We start from the raw sequence: 17,082 nt of genomic DNA on the forward strand, positions 1-17,082 counted from the left end.
CGGGCTTGCCCGCTCCCACAGGTATAGCGCCGCTTTCGAATCTGGCGCTATACCTGTGGGAGCGGGCAAGCCCGCGAAGGGCTGCAGAGCAGCCCCAGTTCTGGATGTCATGCTGGTTCAGTCTGCTCGTGACGAACAGCTGATGCCACAGCCCTTACTGCAATATCTCCAGTCTCCGGCGCAAAGCTGTCACTACGCGCCATCCGCCACATCCGCGCATAAAACTCGCTTTCAATCGAGCCACTGAGCAATTCGCCCGGCTTGAGGAACGTGTGCAGGTCCGAGAACAGCCCGATTTCGCTAGGGCTGATACGCCGCGCCAGGTGCTTGGGCTTGAGCTCCGAAGGGTGTTCCAGGCCCGCGGCAGCCAACATTTCGGCCAACGTATGCAGCGTGTTGCGGTGGAAGCTGGCCACCCGCTCGGCCTTGTCCGGCACCACCAGGGCGCGCTGGCGCAGCGGGTCTTGCGTGGCCACCCCGGTCGGGCATTTGTTGGTATGGCAGCTCTGCGACTGGATGCAGCCAATGGCGAACATGAAGCCGCGCGCGGAGTTGACCCAGTCCGCCCCGATGGCCAGCACGCTGGCGATGTCGAAGGCGCTGACGATCTTGCCTGCCGCGCCAATGCGGATACTGGCGCGCAGGTTCAGGCCGACCAGGGTGTTGTGCACGAACATCAGGCCCTCGCGCATCGGTACGCCCATGTTGTCGCTGAACTCGCGTGGCGCCGCACCGGTGCCGCCCTCCTTGCCATCGACGACGATGAAGTCCGGAGTGATGCCAGTGGCCAGCATGGCCTTGGCAATGCCCATGAACTCCCAAGGGTGGCCCAGGCAGAATTTGAACCCCACCGGCTTGCCGCCCGACAGCTCGCGCAGGCTGGCCACGAACTGCAGCAACTCGACTGGCGTGCGGAAGGCACTGTGCGCCGCTGGCGAGATGCAATCTTCGCCCACGCGCACGCCACGGGTTGCGGCAATTTCGGGGCTGACCTTGTGCCCCGGCAGGATGCCACCGTGGCCCGGCTTGGCGCCCTGGCTGAGCTTGATCTCGATCATCTTCACCTGCGGCGAGCGCGCCTGCTCGGCGAATCGCTGCGGGTCGAAGCGGCCGTCCTCGGTGCGGCAGCCGAAGTAGCCACTGCCGATTTCCCAGATCAGGTCACCGCCATGTTCGCGGTGGTACGGGCTGATGCTGCCTTCGCCGGTGTCATGGGCAAAACGGCCCATGCGTGCACCGCGGTTCAGGGCGGCGATGGCGTTGGCGCTGAGGGCGCCGAAGCTCATGGCCGAGATGTTGAAGATAGATGCCGAATAGGGCAGGCGGCATTGCGGCCCGCCAATGGCGATGCGGAACGATGCCGGGTCTGGCGTGGCCACTGGCAGCATGGAATGGCTGATGAACTCGAAGCCGGGCTTGTAGGCATCGTTGAGGGTGCCGAAGGCCTTCTCGGCGCTTTCGTTCTTGGCCCGGGCGTAGACCAGCGAACGCTGCGAGCGGGAGAACGGCAGCTTGTCGTCGTCGCCCTCGATCAGGTACTGGCGGATTTCCGGGCGGATGGTTTCGATCAGGTAGCGGATGTTGCCCAGGATCGGGTAGTTGCGGCGCACGGCGTGGTGGCTTTGCCGCAGGTCGTTCAGGCCGACCAGGCTGAGCAGCGTGGTGATCAGTGTCAACGGCCACAACCAGGCATGCTGGGGTAGCAGCGGCAGGCTGGCGAAGGTGAACAGCAGGCAGAGGGCGAGGCAGGCGTAGCGGCTGGGTAGAGAGTGTTTCATGGGTCCATCGCAGGCAGGATGACCGGGCATAGGATAGGCAAAGGCGGGGAGGGGAAAACCTGGGTAATCGGTAAAAGACTGTTACCTGAATGTGGTTGTGTTGCCTGTGCTGGCCTCATCGCCGGCAAGCCAGCTCCCACCTCGACCGCACCGATTTCAAGCCATGCGCAGTACCTGTGGGAGCTGGCTTGCCGGCGATGAGGCCCGTACAGGCGGTACAGTTCCTCCCCCGCAAAAGTGTTAGCGAGGTAACAACACGCTGACCCGCAACCCACCCCCCTCGCGGTTCGCCAACAGCAATTCGCCCCCATGGCTGGCAGCAATCCGCTGGGCGATGCTCAACCCCAGCCCATACCCCCCGGACGCCTGATTGCGCGACCCGTCACCGCGCACGAACGGGTCGATGATGGTCGCCAGCAGGCCCGGAGCAATCCCCGGGCCATGGTCATCGATATGGATGAACACCCCCGTGGTCGCCTGCTCCAGCGTGACCGAAACCTCCTTGGCATAACGCAACGCATTGACCAGCAGGTTCTGCAGGCAGCGCTGCAGCAGCAGGGCATCGACCCGCAGGCTGCCCGCCTGGCCATGCACCGGCAACGGCTCTTCGGCAGTGGCCAGCTCCGCGCACTGGCGCACCACCAGCCGGTCCAGGTCTACCTGTTGCAAGTTCTGCTGCTCCCCCGCGCGCAGGTAATCGAGCACCTGGCCGATCATGTTGTCCATCTGCGCGATGTTCTGCCGCAGGCGTTGCCGGTTTTCGTCGTCCGGCAAGCGCTCCAGGCGCAGGCGCATGCGCGTCAGCGGGGTGCGCAGGTCGTGGGACACGGCGGCCAGGAAGTAGGCCTTGTCGTTGACCATCGCGATCAGCCGCTGCTGCATGGCGTTGAAGGCCTGGGCCGCCTGGCGCACTTCCTCCGGGCCATCCAGCGCCAAGGGCGGCTGCTCGAGGTTGCTACCCAGGCCGCGCGCGGCATCGGCCAGGCGCCGAAGCGGGCGCAGGCACAGGCGCACGGCTATCAGGCACACCAGCAATACCGCGACGATGCGCAGCGCGTACACCCGCAACAGGTAATCGCTGATCAACACCCAGGCCGACTCGCCGCTCCAGCCTTGCAGTTCCTGGCCCTCGATGGTCAGCCAGTGCCCATCGGCCAACGGCACCGCGAACTGCAGATGCGCCTGGGCCGTGCGCAGGCCGAACAGGCTGCGCCAGACGATCGGCTGGCCCTGTTCGTCGGTCAACTGCACCTTCATCAGGCGCACGTCCTGGGCATGCCCCAACTCGTACTCGAGGGCCTGGTGCAGCAACAGCTCGACACGCCTGCGCCCGCGGCGCTCGTCCTGCACCGGCGTGGGTAGGGCTTCGCTGCAACGCAGTTGGTAATGCGCTGGCGCCTGCAGTGAACCGGCACGGCAGTCGGCCTGGGCGATCAACGGCGCGCTGCGTGCGGCAATCAGCCGGACAGGGGCCTCGAGAACCTGGGCAAAACGCACATCGAACCAGATGCTGCTGGACATCAACTGGATCAGCACGGTGCCGCTGACCATTATCAGCAGCAACTGGCCAAACAACGTGCGTGGCCACAGCCGGCGCAGCCAGCGCATGTCAGGCATCGGCCCCGTTGGTGGCGATGCTCAGCAAATAGCCTTCGTTGCGGATGGTGAGAATTTGCGCGCCACCCGCCGGCGCGTGGCGCAGGTGCTGGCGCAGGCGGCTGACGCACATGTCCACCGAACGGTCGTCGGGCAGGTGGTCGCGGCCGAACGCACTGCGCGTCAGCTGGTCGCGGGACACCACGCGGTTGTTGGCTTCCAGCAGCTCGCGCAGTACGCGGTAGTCGGAGCGGGGCAGGGTCAGGGTCTCGCCATCGGGGCGGGTGAGCAGGCGTTTCACGTGTTCCAGGCGGAAGCCGGTGAACAGCTGGGCATCTTCTACCGGCTCTTCGGCGGGCGCATCCAGGCGTTGCGGACGACGCAGCACGGCCTTGATCCGGGCGATCAGCTCGCGTGGCTCGAAGGGCTTGGCCAGGTAGTCATCGGCACCCACCTCCAGACCGATGATGCGGTCCAGCGTGCTGCCCTTGGCCGACAGCATGATCACCGCCAGCCCCGGCGTGGCTTGCAGCTGGCGGCACAGGCTCAGGCCATCTTCGCCCGGCAGCATCAGGTCCAGCACCACCAGCTCCACCTTGTGCCGGGCCAGTTGCTCGCGCATCTGCTCGCCGTCAGCCGCTGCCAGTACGTTATAGCCGGCATCTGTCAGGTAATCACAAAGAAGTTCGCGGATCTCGTCGTCATCATCGACAACAAGCAAGGTTGTGCTCATGCAGAAAAACACCTGTTCGGTGAGGGCCGGTGGCGCTCGTTACGTTCGATTACATCCCCGTACAAGCCGGGTCTGGAGCCCGGGGGGCCGATCCCTAGAATCCTAACAAAAAATCATCTGCAAATACGAAGCCTTCCCAAATGAACTCCGAGAGCACCCCGAACGCCTTCCCCTCCATCAGCCGAGGCGGCACGCGCCTCAAACCGCTGGCCCTGTTCATTGCCGTGGCCGTCAGCGGTGGCGCGATGGCTGCCGACAGCAAGCCCCTGGAACTGGAGGCCACGCAGATCGAAGACAGCGCCATGCTGCCTACCGACGAAGCCGGTCAGCTGGGTTACACCGTCGAAAGCACCCGCAGCTCCACCGGCCTGGCCCTGACGCCGCGCCAGACGCCGCAGTCGGTCACCACCATTACCCGCCAGCAGATGGATGACCGCGACATCCACACCATCGAGCAAGCGCTGGAAACCACCCCGGGTGTGACCGCGAGCAAGTCCGAAGTGGGCGGGCGTACCGACTACCGTGCCCGTGGTTACTCGATCAGCAACTGGAAGGTCGATGGCCTGCAGTTCCAGGGCGGCTCGGACTTCAGTGGCGGCGGCAACGCACTGAACATGGACCTGTACGAGCGCATCGACATCGTGCGCGGCGCCAACGGCCTGCTGGGTGGTACCGGCGACCCGTCGGCCACCGTCAACCTGATCCGCAAGGCACCGACCAGGACGTTCGGCGGTAGTGCCTACGCCACCTACGGCAGCTGGGACAAGCGCCGCCTGGGCGCCGACCTCAACCTGCCGCTGTCCGAAGACGGCCGCCTGCGTTCGCGCTTCGTGATGACCCAGCAGGACGCCAACTCATTCCGCGACAACCAGTCCGAGCGCTCCCGCGCCGCGCTGGCCAACTTCGAGTTTGACCTGGACGACGCCACCACCCTTGGTGCCGGCTACCAGTACGAGTACAACAAGATTGTTGGCGGTGGCTGGGGTGCGAACATCCCGATCTGGTACAGCGATGGCAGCAAGACCGACCTGCCGCGCAGCACCAACGTGGTACCCAGCTGGAGCTTTGGCGAGTACACCACCCGCACCGCGTTCGGCTCGCTGGAGCACCGCTTCGACAACGACTGGACGCTGGACCTGAAAGCCGCCCAGAGCACCGCCGAAACCCTCAACCACCGCGGCCTGGCCAAGGTCAACTCGGCGGGCCGTGGCAGCTACGGCGGCTACTGGGACCAGGATGGCAGCGGCGCCGTGCTCAACGGCCTGCACAGCTCCACCGACACCACCCAGCAGTCGGCGCAGATCGACCTGTCCGGCCCGTTCCAACTGTTTGGCCGTACCCACCAGGCGATGGTTGGCTACAACGACAGCCGCACCGTGGCCTGGTCGCCGGAATACACCTGCACCATGGTCGGTGACGGCATGGCCAGTGCGCCTGCGCTGGGTTGCCAGTTCCGCGCCAACAACGGCTTCCCGCTGACCGACTGGCGCAATGGCGTGGATGACGACTACAACATCATCGCCTCGCGCACCGGCCGCCACAGCAAGACCACCACCCGCCTGCAGGGCATGTACGCGGCAACCCGCCTGAGAATCACCGACCCACTGTCGGTCATCCTCGGCGTGCGCACCAGCAACTACTCGGCCACCACCCGCAGCGTGGCTGGCGCACGTACCAGCCAGGAAGAGAACGGCATCGTCACCCCGTACCTGGGCGCCGTGTACGACCTCAACGACAACTACTCGCTGTACGCCAGCTACACCGACATCTTCACCCCGCAAACCGCTGAAACCAGCAGCGGCAGCAAGGTCGAGCCGATTCGCGGGCAAAGCTACGAGACGGGTATCAAGGGAGAGTGGTTCGAGGGCCGCCTGAACGCCTCCGCGGCGTACTTCCGCACCAAGCAGGAAAACAAGGCAGTGCTCGACGGCGACCTCACCACTCCGACCGGTAGTGACGCCTACAAGGCCGGTTCCGGCCAGGAAACCGACGGTATCGACCTGGAAATCGCCGGCGCCCTGACCCCCAGCTGGAATGTGTACGCCGGCTACACCTACCTGCACTTCCGCCGCGTCGACAGCGATGGCCGCAGCGACCCGTCGCACCTGTTCAAGGCTTCGACCACCTACCGCCTTTCCGGCCCGCTCGACCGCCTGACCCTGGGCGCCGGGGTTACTGCGCAGAGCAACATCCGCGCAATCTCCAGCCCGGCGGGCCAGCCGAGCAATGGTGTGAGCAACGGTGCCACTGACGTGAACTGGTCCGGTTATGCCATCTGGAATGCCATGGCCAAGTACCAGCTGACCGACGACACCAGCGTCAGCCTCAACGCCAACAACCTGTTCGACAAGCACTACTACACCCGCTACGGGTTCTATGCCGGGGCGATTTATGGTGACCCACGCAACCTGTCGCTGACGGTCAGCACAGCGTTCTGATCAACCGCACCTGGGGCTGCTGCGCAGCCCATCGCCGGCAAGCCGGGCTCCCACAGGTACAGCGCACGCCTTGAGCCCGGCGCGCCCCGTTGGGACCAACTACCTTGCTCAATTTCTAACAGGTGGCGCGATCCCTGGGGGAGCGGACGCGCCCGCGAACACGGGCGAAGCCCGTGCCATCCACCGCAGCACCTGATTCGCTGGGTCGGCGCCAGGCTCAAACCATGCGCTGTACCTGTGGTAGATGGCCCAGCCCTTTGGGCTGCGCTATCGCGTAGATAACTGAAATTGCAAGCAATCCGCGTACCCTGTGGGAGCGGCTTTAGCCGCGAAGAATCCAACGCGGTGTATGGCACCGGCTGCGCCGGTGTTCGCGGCTAAAGCCGCTCCCATATGGCCCCTGCTAATTCAATGAGTTATCTGCAGTTCTATGAGAGCCCGGCTTGCCGGCTATGGGCCACAAAGCTGCCCTATTTCACCTAGGGCCAGTCTCTTGCTGGCGATCAACCGGCTTCTCCAGCCGGTCTTCGAAACTATCCCAGTCCTCACCAAACAGTTCCACCGGGTGCATGGTCCGGCTCGCGCCATTGCCACAGGCCAACGCCTTGGCCGGGCAATACAGGTCGCAGCCCCAGCAGATGCGCTCCGGGTGGCTGGGGTTTGTGGGGAATTTCTTGGCCATGGTTTCCTTCCCTCAAGTGCTGACGGATCTCAGGCTATGCTGCGTGCCTGCGTCAGGCTTGATTGAGATCAATCTTGGGGAGGAGTACAGCCACTACAAACCTCAACTGACCCAACATTACCGTATCAGTGGTGAGGGGGACGCGTTGCCAATTGGGCATAGCCGTTCGGCGGATGGTGGGCATCTACAAAGTGCCGGGTTTGCAGTTCAAGCACCATGTTCATCAGACTGGATACGGGCTCAGCCACGCCCCACGTAGCAGCAACCTTGTCGTAACGGTTTACCGCTTGCGCCTTTTCTACCAGTTTTCCATTCAGATCTTGAGCCAGGTCCTTCCAGCGGGTGACCAGCTTCTTCATCTGCTCGGTTTGTTCCGGCTTCATGCATGGAAAACGGCGAAGCCGGTCAACCAGATACATCAGGCGCCGCTTCCTCTCGGGTGCGAGCCTTGGCATGTTCAAGCGATTTTCCAGTGCTTCGCGCATATCCTCGTTTCTGTACCAGAAGAGGAGAGCGAAAGTCTCGGCAACGGCCTTGTCGAGCTTGTCCAGCGAGGTTTTTGTAGCTTGAACGACCAGGTGCTCGAGTGCCTGACGGGCATGTTGATCAGAGGGGGGCATGTCAGCGGACACAAGCGCCCAGAGTTTTTCTAGCGAGTAATCGAGCGAGGGGGTGTCGCAATGCTGGGCCCCATGCGCCGTATTCGAGGGCACAGTCATCGCCTCACTGGTATTACTGGCCCCACTCTCGCGCTTCATCGAGAATCAACCATTTGCAAGCTCGGATTTTCGGGATTGGGTTACGTTCAGCCTGGTCGCAGCATCATGCTGCTTGAGGCCCATTTTTTTGATGCAGGCCGTGATGAAAATGGACAGGTCCATTTTCAAGGCCATTTTGCTGGCCGTGTCTGCATCGTGGGTGGCGTGGAAAGGCTTTCGTGGAATTGAAGCGCCATCGGCTTGCCTCAGCAGGAATACCTAAAATTTACGATAAATCGTGGCGGGGCCAGGTGGGCGAGTCAAAGCGTTTATGTTGGAAGACGTGTCTGGTCTCTGGCTGCGCTCTTCTTTGGGATCGCTGGTGGCCGCTGCGCAGCCCATCGCAGGCAAGCCAGCTCCTACACCGACCGCATCGACCTCAAGGCCAAGGCTGATGTGGGCGACCCTGAAAACAAAAAAGGCCCACCTTTTGGTGAGCCTTTTTTGATACTGCGTATGGTGCCGGCACCAGGAATCGAACCCGGGACCTACTGATTACAAGTCAGTTGCTCTACCATCTGAGCTATACCGGCAATGGGGCGTCATTATAACGATCGGTTGGCGCCTGTAAACCACTTCGTTGCGAATGTTCGCAAATGACCTAAGTCACCGACCTGAAAGAAGAATTTTCCTACCAGCCGCGATGGATGGTGGTGACGCTCGGCTCGGTTTTGCCCGGGTTGAAGAACAGCTTGTCGTTGTCGCAGCCGCGCTTGCGGCAGGGGGTTTCGGTGCGCAGGGGCAGGCCGTTGTCGCCGCCCAGCTGCATGCCGGGGTGGTTCCAGCCCAGGCTGCTGTTGGAGTGGGGAGCGGTGCCGCTGGCGCAGCCGGTCAGGGCCAGGGCGAGGGTCAGCAGGGCGAGGGGCTTGGCTTGGGTCACGATGGTCGGGTCCGTTAGTCCATTGTCGGTTCTGGCGCAACGCCAGAAGGTCGCGGGGCTGGCGGGTAGCGCGCGACGTCACTTTTTAATCATTTGGGGGGGCGGATGATACACCGTTGCGGCGGTCGGGCATTAGCTTTGTGTTGCTTGTGATGGCCTATTCGCGGGCTTGCCCGCTCCCACAGGATCTCCACAACCCTTGAAACTGTGTAGTACTTGTGGGAGCGGGCGCGCCCGCGAATAGGCCATCAGCTGTACGAAGATTCTGAACTTTAGGGCTAACAGCTTCAGGGTTTGATGGCTTCGGAACTATCCTACGCGCGCCGCCGAAGTATCGCTGTTGTCGGGGAAATGGCTCACGGATACCGTTTTCGGGTCGCTCTGGCGACCGGGTGTGAGAACCCTGATCGAATAAGCGCTACCCATTTATGGTGGCCGTACGCGGGCAGACTTCGGTCTGGCCGGGCTTCCTTATTCGACCGGTTTCTCACCCCGCGTACGGCTGCCACCCAAATCCGTGAGAAAGATTTCTGGCAGTCCCCTCCCCGAGTAAGGATTTATGCCATGAAGAAAACCATCATCGAACCCATCACTACCGCAGGCGTGGAAACCTTCCTCGCAGCCGGTAACCCATCCCTCAATCTGCTACGCGTGGAGCCTGGCGTCCCCGTCGATGCTGCCTATGAGCATGTCTCGATCCTGATGGGCTACATCAAGCATCTGGTGCGCGAAGGGGATATGGAGGATGACCATAAATTCCTGGGCGCCGCCGATTATCTGTGCGACATGGTCAAGGCGCTGATGAACGATATCGAGATTGCCAAGAACAAGGCGCATTGAAAGGTGTGGGAGTGGGCACCGCGTTGCATGGCACGGGCTTCGCCCGTGTTCGCGGGCACGCCCGCTCCCACAGGAATCGCGTAAACCTGCAGATTTCTGAGCAAGAAAAAGAACCCACAAAGGCCGTGCAAACAATGCTTGCGCCAACCACAAGAAATGTTTATGCACAAGTGGCATCGGCGACTTGCGCGAAAGGCATGCCGGATCGATACACCGCCGGTCTTTGCGCAAACGCCTGTTTTTACTGGCCTTGACGCGCAAGCCGGAATAAGCCAAACGCTTGAAATAGCGCTTGGATCCAACAGGTAATCACAAGCTTGTTCACAGAGTTATCCACAGGTTGTGCTGCGGCTAACGGTCGCGTTCGGCAAGGATTAGCAGGTTGCGCGGGGTGAGTGGGTAGTCGCAGAACAGGCCAAGGCGCACGTTGTAGCCTTGTTCTTCGAGGAACAGGGCGCGATCGAGTACCAGCCACAGCTCCAGCGGCCGGCGGAACAGGTTGCGCACGCGCTCCAGGTTGCGGACCTCGGCCAGGCGTTGCCAGCCTGCGGCTTCCAGGGCAGCCCAGTCAGGGTTGCCAGTCAGCTGCAATTGCTTGAGTTCGGCCAGGTCGCGGCAGTACTGCTCGAAGGGCTTCTCCAGCCAGGCCACAGGTAGCGATGGCGTCGGCAGGTACTCGTCGGTCTGGCGCTGCTGGCGTTGCAGCAGGTCGAAGCCCAGGCGCCGGGCCATCGAGGTGTCGCGCTGGCGCCGCACGCGGGCGCCGGCGGTAACGGTTTCGCTCAAGGGCAGGCCCAGGTCGTCCAGTGACAGCCGCAGGCTGGAGGCTTGGGCGGCTGTGGATAACGCCTGGTAATGCTGCGCCGCGATGCGGTTGTAGCAGCAGGGGGCCACGGCCAGTTGTCGGCAACCTTGCTGGCTGGCCAGTTGCATCAGGCGCACATGCAGGTCGCCACAGGCGTGCAGGGCAACCACGCTTTTGTCGCCAGCCAGGTGGCGGGCGCTGTCGTTGGCCATCACATCCTGGTGCACATGCTGCGCCGGCAAGTGGTGGTGCGTGCTCAGGGCCTGGCCGGCGGCGACCAGTTCGGCGTCGTATTCCAGGCAGGTCAGGTGTTGGCCGGGTTGCAGCAGGCGGCGGCCCAGGTGGCCTTTGCCGGAGCACCAGTCCAGCCAGTGGCGAGGCTGTTCGCGAAAGGCCAGGTGGCTGGCGAAGGCTTCGATCTGCTGCCATTTGCGGCCGGGGACGGCTACGTCGAGGCGATGCGCGGCGGGGGGCAGGTCGTTTTCCGGGAGGTTGCCGAGTGCCGAAAGCTGTCGGGCTTGCTGGGCCAGTTGCGGGAACGGGGCGGGCAACGGGGCAGCGGTGGTGTCGGTTTCGGCGTCTGCCAGGGAGCATTGGCGCAGGTGGGCGGCAAGCTCGGGGTGGGCGGTTTCCCAGGCCAGCTGCAGGCTGGTGAAGGGGCGGGGTTTCCACAGCTGCTGGTGCTCGATCAGGAACTGGTCGAGGGCCTGGAAGCGGGTGCTTAGGTGGGGGCTGTGGAGGTGGTTGGGCATGGCAAGGATGTGTGGTGGATTCGAGGGCCTCTTCGCGGGCACGCCCGCTCCCACAGGTATAGCGCCACATTCAAGGTTGGCGCTACACCTGTGGGAGCGGGCGTGCCCGCGAAGCAGTCAGTGAGGTCTCAGCGGCCCTGGCACGCATCCACGCGCAACCAGCGCTCCAGCAGCTTGAAGCCCTGCACCAGCACGAACGAGATCACCAGGTAGAACACCCCGGCGGCAAAGAAGATCTCTACCGGCAGGTAGGTGCGGGCGATGATGGTACGGGCCATGCCAGTCAGTTCCAGCAGGGTCACGGTACTGGCCAAGGCGCTGGCCTTGAGCATCAGGATCACTTCGTTGCTGTACGCCGGCAGGCCGATGCGCGCGGCGCGTGGCAGCATGATGTAGAACAGCGTCTTGCCTCGCGACATGCCCAGCGCCCGCGCCGCCTCGATCTCACCCTTGGGGATCGACTGCAGCGCGCCGCGCAGGATCTCGGCGATGTAGGCAGCAGTGTGCAGGGTCATGGTCAGCACGGTGCACCAGAACGGATCGCGCAGGTACGGCCACAGCGAACTCGAACGCACCGCGTCGAACTGCGCCAGCCCGTAGTAGACCAGGAACAGCTGCACCAGCAGCGGCGTGCCACGGAAGAAGAAGATGTAGCTGAACGGCACCGCGCGCACATACCAGTGGCGCGAGGAGCGGGCGATGCCCAGCGGGATGGCCAGGATCAACCCGGCAACCACCGCGATGGCCACCAGCTCCAGGGTCAGGGTCGCACCCTGGGCCAGGCGTGGCAGCCATTTGATGATGACTTCCCAATTCATTATTCAGCCCTCGCAAAGCCGCGAGCGGCGCGTTTTTCCATGAAGTGCATACCGGTCATGGCAATGATGGTCAGGCTCAGGTAGATGCAGGCCGCGACCATGTAGAAGGTGAACGGCTCTTTGGTCACGGTCACGCCGATTTGTGCGTGGCGCATGATTTCTTCCAGGCCGATCACCGACACCAGGGCGGTGTCCTTCATCAGGATCATGAACAGGTTGCCAAGGCCGGGCAGGGCGATGCGCCACATCTGCGGCAGGATGATCCGCGACAGAATGCGGCCTTTGGACAGGCCAAGCGCCAGGCCAGCTTCACGGTGGCCCTTGGGGATCGCCAGGATGGCGCCACGGAACACTTCGGTGGCGTAGGCGCCGAAGCACAGGCCCAGGGCGATCACGCCCGCAGCGAACGCGCTGAGCTCCAGGCCCGGCATGTTCAGGGCTTCACCGAGGGCGTTCATCAAGCCGACGGTGCCGAAATAGATAAGCAGTACCCACAGCAGTTCGGGCACGCCGCGAACCAGGGTCGAATAGAAGCCACCAAGCCATTGCAGCGGCTTGATCGCGGAAGTCTTGGCCAGGGCGCCGAGCAGGCCCAGGACCAGGCCCAGCAGCAAGGCGCAAAGCGCCAGTTTTACGGTCATCAGGGTGCCGGCCATCATGGCCGGACCGAATCCGTGCAGGTCGATATTCATGGGCAGGTCATTCTAGGGACTGGCGCGCCGCAAGGGCGCGCCGGTCGGGGCGGATCATTCGATGCTGAACGGGAAGTACTTGTCGTTGATCTTCTTGTACGTGCCGTCGGCCTTGATTTCTGCCAGGGCCTTGTTCAGGTCGTCGCGCAGCTTGGTGTCACCCTTGCGCACGGCAATGCCGATCTTGTCGCTGTCCATCACTGGCTCACCCTTGAACTCGAAGTTCGAGCCGTCTTTGCTCTTCAGCCACTCGTACTGCACGTACTTGTCGGCCAGGATGCCGTCGATGCGGCCGGAAACCAGGTCGAGGTAGGCGTTTTCCTGGGTGTCGTACAGTTTGATCTCTACGTCGTTACCGTAGTTGTCTTCCAGCCAGGTGCCAGCCAGGGTGGCGCGCTGGGTACCGATCACCTTGCCCTTGAGCGAGGCCTTGTCAGTCTTGAAGTCGACGTTTTTCGGCGCGATGAACTGCAGCTTGTTGGAGTAGTACGGCTCGGTGAAGTCCACGGCCTGCTTGCGCTCGTCGGTGATCGACAGCGACGACACCAGGAAGTCGAACTTCTTGGCGTTCAAGGCCGGGATGATGCCGTCCCAGTCGGAGGTGACGACCGAGCACTCGACTTTCATCTTGGCGCACAGGGCGTCGCCGATGTCTTTGTCGAAGCCGACTACGTTACCGCTGGCATCCTTGTTGTTGAACGGTGGGTAGGCGGCTTCGATACCCATGCGCAGTTTTTCTGCGGCCAGGGCGTTGGCCGACATCACCAGCGTGGCAGCAGCTGCCAGGAGGAACTTCTTGTAAGTGTGCATGTATTGCTCCGTTAGCGGTGGCTGGACATGAATTGCTTGCAACGCGCCGAGGTCGGGTTCTCGAAGACCTGCTGCGGCGATCCCTGCTCTTCGACCAGGCCCTGGTGCAGGAAGACGACTTCACTGGACACATGGCGGGCAAAGCTCATCTCGTGCGTCACCAGCAGCATGGTACGGCCTTCTTCGGCCAATGCGCGGATAACGTTTAGCACTTCCTGGACCATTTCCGGATCGAGCGCCGAAGTTGGCTCGTCGAACAGGATGACCTTGGGCTTCATGGCCAGGGTACGGGCAATGGCGGCGCGCTGCTGCTGGCCACCGGAAAGCTGGGCGGGGTAGCTGTGACGCTTGTCGTAGATGCCCACCTTGTTCAACAGGGCTTCGGCGGCTTCGATGGCCTCGGCCTTGCTCTGGCCAAGCACGCGGCGTGGCGCCTCGATGATGTTGTCGAGGATCGACATGTGCGGCCACAGGTTGAAGTTCTGGAAGACGAAGCCGATCTCGCTGCGCAGGCGGTTGATCTGGCGGTTGTCGGCGGCGACCAGGTCGCCGTTCTTGGCGGCCTTGAGCTTGAGGGCTTCACCGGCAACCAGGATTTCGCCCTGGTGCGGGTTTTCGAGCAGGTTGATGCAGCGCAGCAGGGTGGATTTGCCGGAGCCGGACGACCCCAGGATGGAGATCACGTCACCGTCGCGTGCGGTCAGCGAAATGCCCTTGAGAATTTCCTGCTCGCCATAGCGTTTGTGCAGATTGCGGATTTCCAGCGCGGGCGTGGCCTGAGCCATGTGCGGTCCTCATGTGTACGGGTGCGTTCCCAGCTGTTGGCGGCCTTCCTGGCGTGCGCCACGCTAGCATAGCGGCATTATCACGGCCAACAGGGTCGCTGGGGACTTGGGGCGCTGGTGGGGCAGTTTGTCGCATCGTTGCAGCGCAACGTCGCGCGGATGTCCGCGAAGGTGTCGCCCAGCACCAGAGCCTTGATGAAAAAAGGCGCGATGGTGCCAGCTTTGGCCCGCTCATGGAAGCGGTTTTAGACCTTTCGCGGGCCCGCCCGCTCCCACAGGTTCTTTAAAAGGCTCAAATGGTTGCACCTGACCTGTGGGGGCGGGCATGCCCGCGAATGGGGGCGGCCAGGTCTTTGGGTTGTACCTCTAGGTTGCACTTTTTTGCATTGCAGCGGTGCACAAGGTGTTACCTGGGAGCACCTTTGGTGCGTTTGTAAGTGGGTATTTCAGTAATCCGATGATTTGGTGGCCTTTCGGTCAGCCGTTGGCCGAAAGCCCTCCAAACCGCATGCTAAAAGGGCTACCGACTTTTCTGACGAATGTATTCAGCACATGGCGCGCTTATTGCCAGTAGGAAACCGCCGATTGCAGCGACGCCCAGGTCAACCCCAGGCGCGCTCCGTAACCGCAGTCGGAGTGGTCCACTCCTTACAAAGGTAGTTTCAATGAGCGGTAACAATTCCAATGACCTCGCTCAGGGGCTCAAACAACGGCATGTGACCATGCTGTCCATCGCTGGCGTCATCGGTGCCGGCCTTTTCGTTGGCTCCGGCCACGCCATCGCTGCTGCCGGCCCAGCCGTGCTGCTGGCTTACGCTGCCGCCGGCACGCTGGTCGTGCTGGTCATGCGCATGTTGGGTGAAATGGCGGTCGCCTCGCCTGACACCGGTTCGTTCTCTACCTATGCCGACCGCGCCATCGGACGCTGGGCCGGTTTCACCATTGGCTGGCTGTACTGGTGGTTCTGGGTACTGGTAATTCCGCTGGAGGCCAACGCCGCCGCAGCCATCCTGCATGCCTGGTTCCCTGCGGTCGACCTGTGGGCGTTCTCCCTGGTCATCACCTTGGCGCTGACCCTGACCAACCTGTGCAGCGTGAAGAACTACGGCGAGTTCGAGTTCTGGTTCGCTCTGCTGAAGGTGCTGGCGATCATCGGCTTCATCTCTGTGGGTTGTGCTGCCTTGTTCGGCTTTGTGCCGAGCAGCCAGGTAAGCGGTGCCAGCCACCTGTTCGACACCCAGGGCTTCATGCCTAACGGCCTGGGCGCGGTGCTGGCAGCCATGCTGACCACCATGTTCTCGTTCATGGGTACCGAAATCGTTACCATCGCCGCTGCCGAGTCGAAGGACCCGGGCAAGCAGATCAGCCGCGCCACCAACTCGGTGATCTGGCGTATCTGCCTGTTCTACCTGGTGTCGATCTTCCTGGTCGTAGCCCTGGTACCGTGGAACGACCCGGCCCTGGCCGAGACCGGTTCCTACCAGACTGTGCTGAGCCGCATCGGCGTGCCGAATGCCAAGCTGATCGTCGACATCGTCGTGCTGATCGCCGTGACCAGCTGCCTGAACTCGGCGCTGTACACCTCGTCGCGCATGCTGTTCTCGCTGAGCAAGCGTGGTGACGCCCCGGCCATTGCCCAGCGCACCACCAAGTCGGCTACCCCGCATGTGGCGGTTCTGCTGTCCACTGCAGCGGCGTTCCTCTGTGTGTTCGCCAACTTCGTGGCCCCGGCCCAGGTGTTCGAGTTCCTGCTGGCCAGCTCTGGTGCCATTGCGCTGCTGGTGTACCTGGTGATTGCCGTGTCGCAGCTGCGCATGCGCGCCCAGCGTGAGGCCCGTGGCGAGAAGATCACCTTCAAGATGTGGCTGTTCCCGGGCCTGACCTGGGCGACCATTGCCTTCATCATTGCCATTCTGGTGGTAATGGCGCTGCGTGAGGACCACCGTGCCGAAATCATCGCGACCGCACTGCTGAGCATCGGTGTGGTGGCGGCTGGCTTGCTGGTGCACCGCAAGCGTGAAGCTGCCGGGAGGGTGGCGCTGGATAACTGATCCGCGCTGGCTGAAATGAAAAGGCCGCGTCCTGTGAAGGGCGCGGCCTTTTTTGTTGCCTGTTCCGGCTCTTTCGCGGGCTTGCCCGCTCCCACAGGGACGGCATTGCCTTTAAGCCTGGGGTGTACCTGTGGGAGCCGGCTTGCCGGCGATAGGGCCCGGGCAGGCTACACAGCCCTGTCAGCCAAATTGCTTCTGCTGCTGTTGCTGCTTGGCAACCAGCTCCGAAGCCGCCACGTAGGCGGCCTGGAACTCATCGCTCTCCAGCCAGGCCATGGTGGCTTCTTCGTCGGCCCCATCCAGCCATTTGCGGTAGGCATTGAACACCAGCACGATGTAATCGGTGGCGTGTTCTTCCTTGTGTCCCTTGAGCACAAGGGCCAGCAGCGGGTCTACCAGGAACACCGAAATCATCGGTACCAGGCCGCCTTCCTGGGCTTCCTTCATCTTCTTGAACAGCGGGTCGTAGCTGCCCGACTCCATGGCCTTGTTGTACACCTGCTCGATGCTGGCGCTGTCACCGGCACTGGCCTTGACCGCCTGGCCGCTGCGTACCATGCGGTTCTGCTTGGCCTTGCTGGCGGCGCGCTTGGCGCGTTTCTGTTGCTTGGTTGGGGTGGCCATGGTGAATCCTTGGTGGGGCGGAATTTGCGCGTATTGAAGC

At 62.7% G+C, this 17,082-nt stretch carries 15 protein-coding genes, 1 tRNA gene and 1 pseudogene; 3 read left to right on the forward strand and 14 right to left on the reverse strand.

The window, feature by feature from the left end:
• Positions 1 to 107 precede the first annotated feature (107 nt).
• The 3 genes from AC2T3R_RS01265 to AC2T3R_RS01275 form a co-directional block, all read right to left on the reverse strand.
• Entirely contained in the window at positions 108 to 1,778 is a 1,671-nt protein-coding gene (locus tag AC2T3R_RS01265; protein WP_486744532.1) for an FMN-binding glutamate synthase family protein, read from the reverse strand.
• Positions 1,779 to 2,018: 240 nt separating this feature from the next.
• Positions 2,019 to 3,386, reverse strand: a complete 1,368-nt coding sequence (locus AC2T3R_RS01270; RefSeq protein WP_486744533.1) for an ATP-binding protein — start codon at positions 3,384 to 3,386, stop codon at positions 2,019 to 2,021.
• Position 3,387: 1 nt separating this feature from the next.
• Positions 3,388 to 4,107, reverse strand: coding sequence for a response regulator (locus tag AC2T3R_RS01275; protein ID WP_486744534.1), 720 nt, complete (start codon positions 4,105 to 4,107; stop codon positions 3,388 to 3,390).
• A gap of 140 nt (positions 4,108 to 4,247) precedes the next feature.
• On the opposite strand from AC2T3R_RS01275, the gene AC2T3R_RS01280 reads away from it, so the two are divergent.
• Positions 4,248 to 6,545 carry a TonB-dependent siderophore receptor gene (locus tag AC2T3R_RS01280; protein WP_486744535.1) on the forward strand — a complete coding sequence of 766 codons (2,298 nt, stop codon included), beginning with the start codon at positions 4,248 to 4,250 and terminating at the stop codon, positions 6,543 to 6,545.
• A gap of 475 nt (positions 6,546 to 7,020) precedes the next feature.
• On the opposite strand, the gene AC2T3R_RS01285 is transcribed toward AC2T3R_RS01280, so the two are convergent.
• The 5 genes and pseudogenes from AC2T3R_RS01285 to AC2T3R_RS01305 form a co-directional block, all read right to left on the reverse strand.
• On the reverse strand, positions 7,021 to 7,227 hold the full coding sequence (locus AC2T3R_RS01285) for a DUF3079 domain-containing protein (RefSeq protein ID WP_486744536.1): 207 nt from the start codon (positions 7,225 to 7,227) through the stop codon (positions 7,021 to 7,023).
• Positions 7,228 to 7,352: 125 nt separating this feature from the next.
• Positions 7,353 to 7,985: a hypothetical protein gene (locus AC2T3R_RS01290; RefSeq protein WP_486744537.1), complete on the reverse strand. Its 633-nt coding sequence runs from the start codon at positions 7,983 to 7,985 to the stop codon at positions 7,353 to 7,355.
• A gap of 9 nt (positions 7,986 to 7,994) precedes the next feature.
• Positions 7,995 to 8,182 (reverse strand): annotated as a pseudogene (locus tag AC2T3R_RS01295) (XRE family transcriptional regulator); the annotation flags it as partial.
• Positions 8,183 to 8,442: 260 nt separating this feature from the next.
• Positions 8,443 to 8,518, reverse strand: a tRNA-Thr gene (locus tag AC2T3R_RS01300).
• Between the two features lie 98 nt (positions 8,519 to 8,616).
• Entirely contained in the window at positions 8,617 to 8,865 is a 249-nt protein-coding gene (locus tag AC2T3R_RS01305) for a hypothetical protein (RefSeq protein WP_486744538.1), read from the reverse strand.
• Between the two features lie 564 nt (positions 8,866 to 9,429).
• On the opposite strand from AC2T3R_RS01305, the gene AC2T3R_RS01310 reads away from it, so the two are divergent.
• Positions 9,430 to 9,705 (forward strand): DUF3077 domain-containing protein, encoded by a 276-nt coding sequence (locus AC2T3R_RS01310; RefSeq protein ID WP_486744539.1) that lies wholly within the window; start codon positions 9,430 to 9,432, stop codon positions 9,703 to 9,705.
• Between the two features lie 351 nt (positions 9,706 to 10,056).
• Here AC2T3R_RS01310 and AC2T3R_RS01315 read toward each other — a convergent pair whose 3' ends face one another.
• The 5 genes from AC2T3R_RS01315 to AC2T3R_RS01335 all read right to left on the reverse strand — a co-directional run bounded on the left by AC2T3R_RS01315 (position 10,057) and on the right by AC2T3R_RS01335 (position 14,367).
• The gene (locus AC2T3R_RS01315) at positions 10,057 to 11,262 is read right to left on the reverse strand and encodes a methyltransferase (protein WP_486744541.1); all 1,206 of its coding nucleotides are present in this window, start codon (positions 11,260 to 11,262) and stop codon (positions 10,057 to 10,059) included.
• Positions 11,263 to 11,390: 128 nt separating this feature from the next.
• Positions 11,391 to 12,080, reverse strand: a complete 690-nt coding sequence (locus AC2T3R_RS01320; RefSeq protein WP_015268628.1) for an ABC transporter permease — start codon at positions 12,078 to 12,080, stop codon at positions 11,391 to 11,393.
• A complete protein-coding gene (locus AC2T3R_RS01325) occupies positions 12,080 to 12,772 on the reverse strand; it encodes an ABC transporter permease (protein WP_013970485.1) in 693 nt (230 codons plus the stop codon). Before AC2T3R_RS01325 ends, AC2T3R_RS01320 begins: the two co-directional genes overlap by 1 nt.
• 54 nt (positions 12,773 to 12,826) lie before the next feature.
• A complete protein-coding gene (locus AC2T3R_RS01330) occupies positions 12,827 to 13,582 on the reverse strand; it encodes an ABC transporter substrate-binding protein (protein ID WP_015268630.1) in 756 nt (251 codons plus the stop codon).
• Between the two features lie 11 nt (positions 13,583 to 13,593).
• Positions 13,594 to 14,367, reverse strand: coding sequence for an ABC transporter ATP-binding protein (locus AC2T3R_RS01335; protein WP_003257472.1), 774 nt, complete (start codon positions 14,365 to 14,367; stop codon positions 13,594 to 13,596).
• Between the two features lie 665 nt (positions 14,368 to 15,032).
• Here AC2T3R_RS01335 and gabP point away from each other — a divergent pair.
• Positions 15,033 to 16,418, forward strand: coding sequence for a GABA permease (gene gabP, locus AC2T3R_RS01340; RefSeq protein ID WP_410952702.1), 1,386 nt, complete (start codon positions 15,033 to 15,035; stop codon positions 16,416 to 16,418).
• A gap of 180 nt (positions 16,419 to 16,598) precedes the next feature.
• Here gabP and AC2T3R_RS01345 read toward each other — a convergent pair whose 3' ends face one another.
• Positions 16,599 to 17,042, reverse strand: a complete 444-nt coding sequence (locus tag AC2T3R_RS01345; RefSeq protein ID WP_013970488.1) for a hypothetical protein — start codon at positions 17,040 to 17,042, stop codon at positions 16,599 to 16,601.
• Between the last annotated feature and the right edge of the window lie 40 nt (positions 17,043 to 17,082).

The organism is Pseudomonas sp. PVC-5-1 (genome assembly GCF_057444345.1).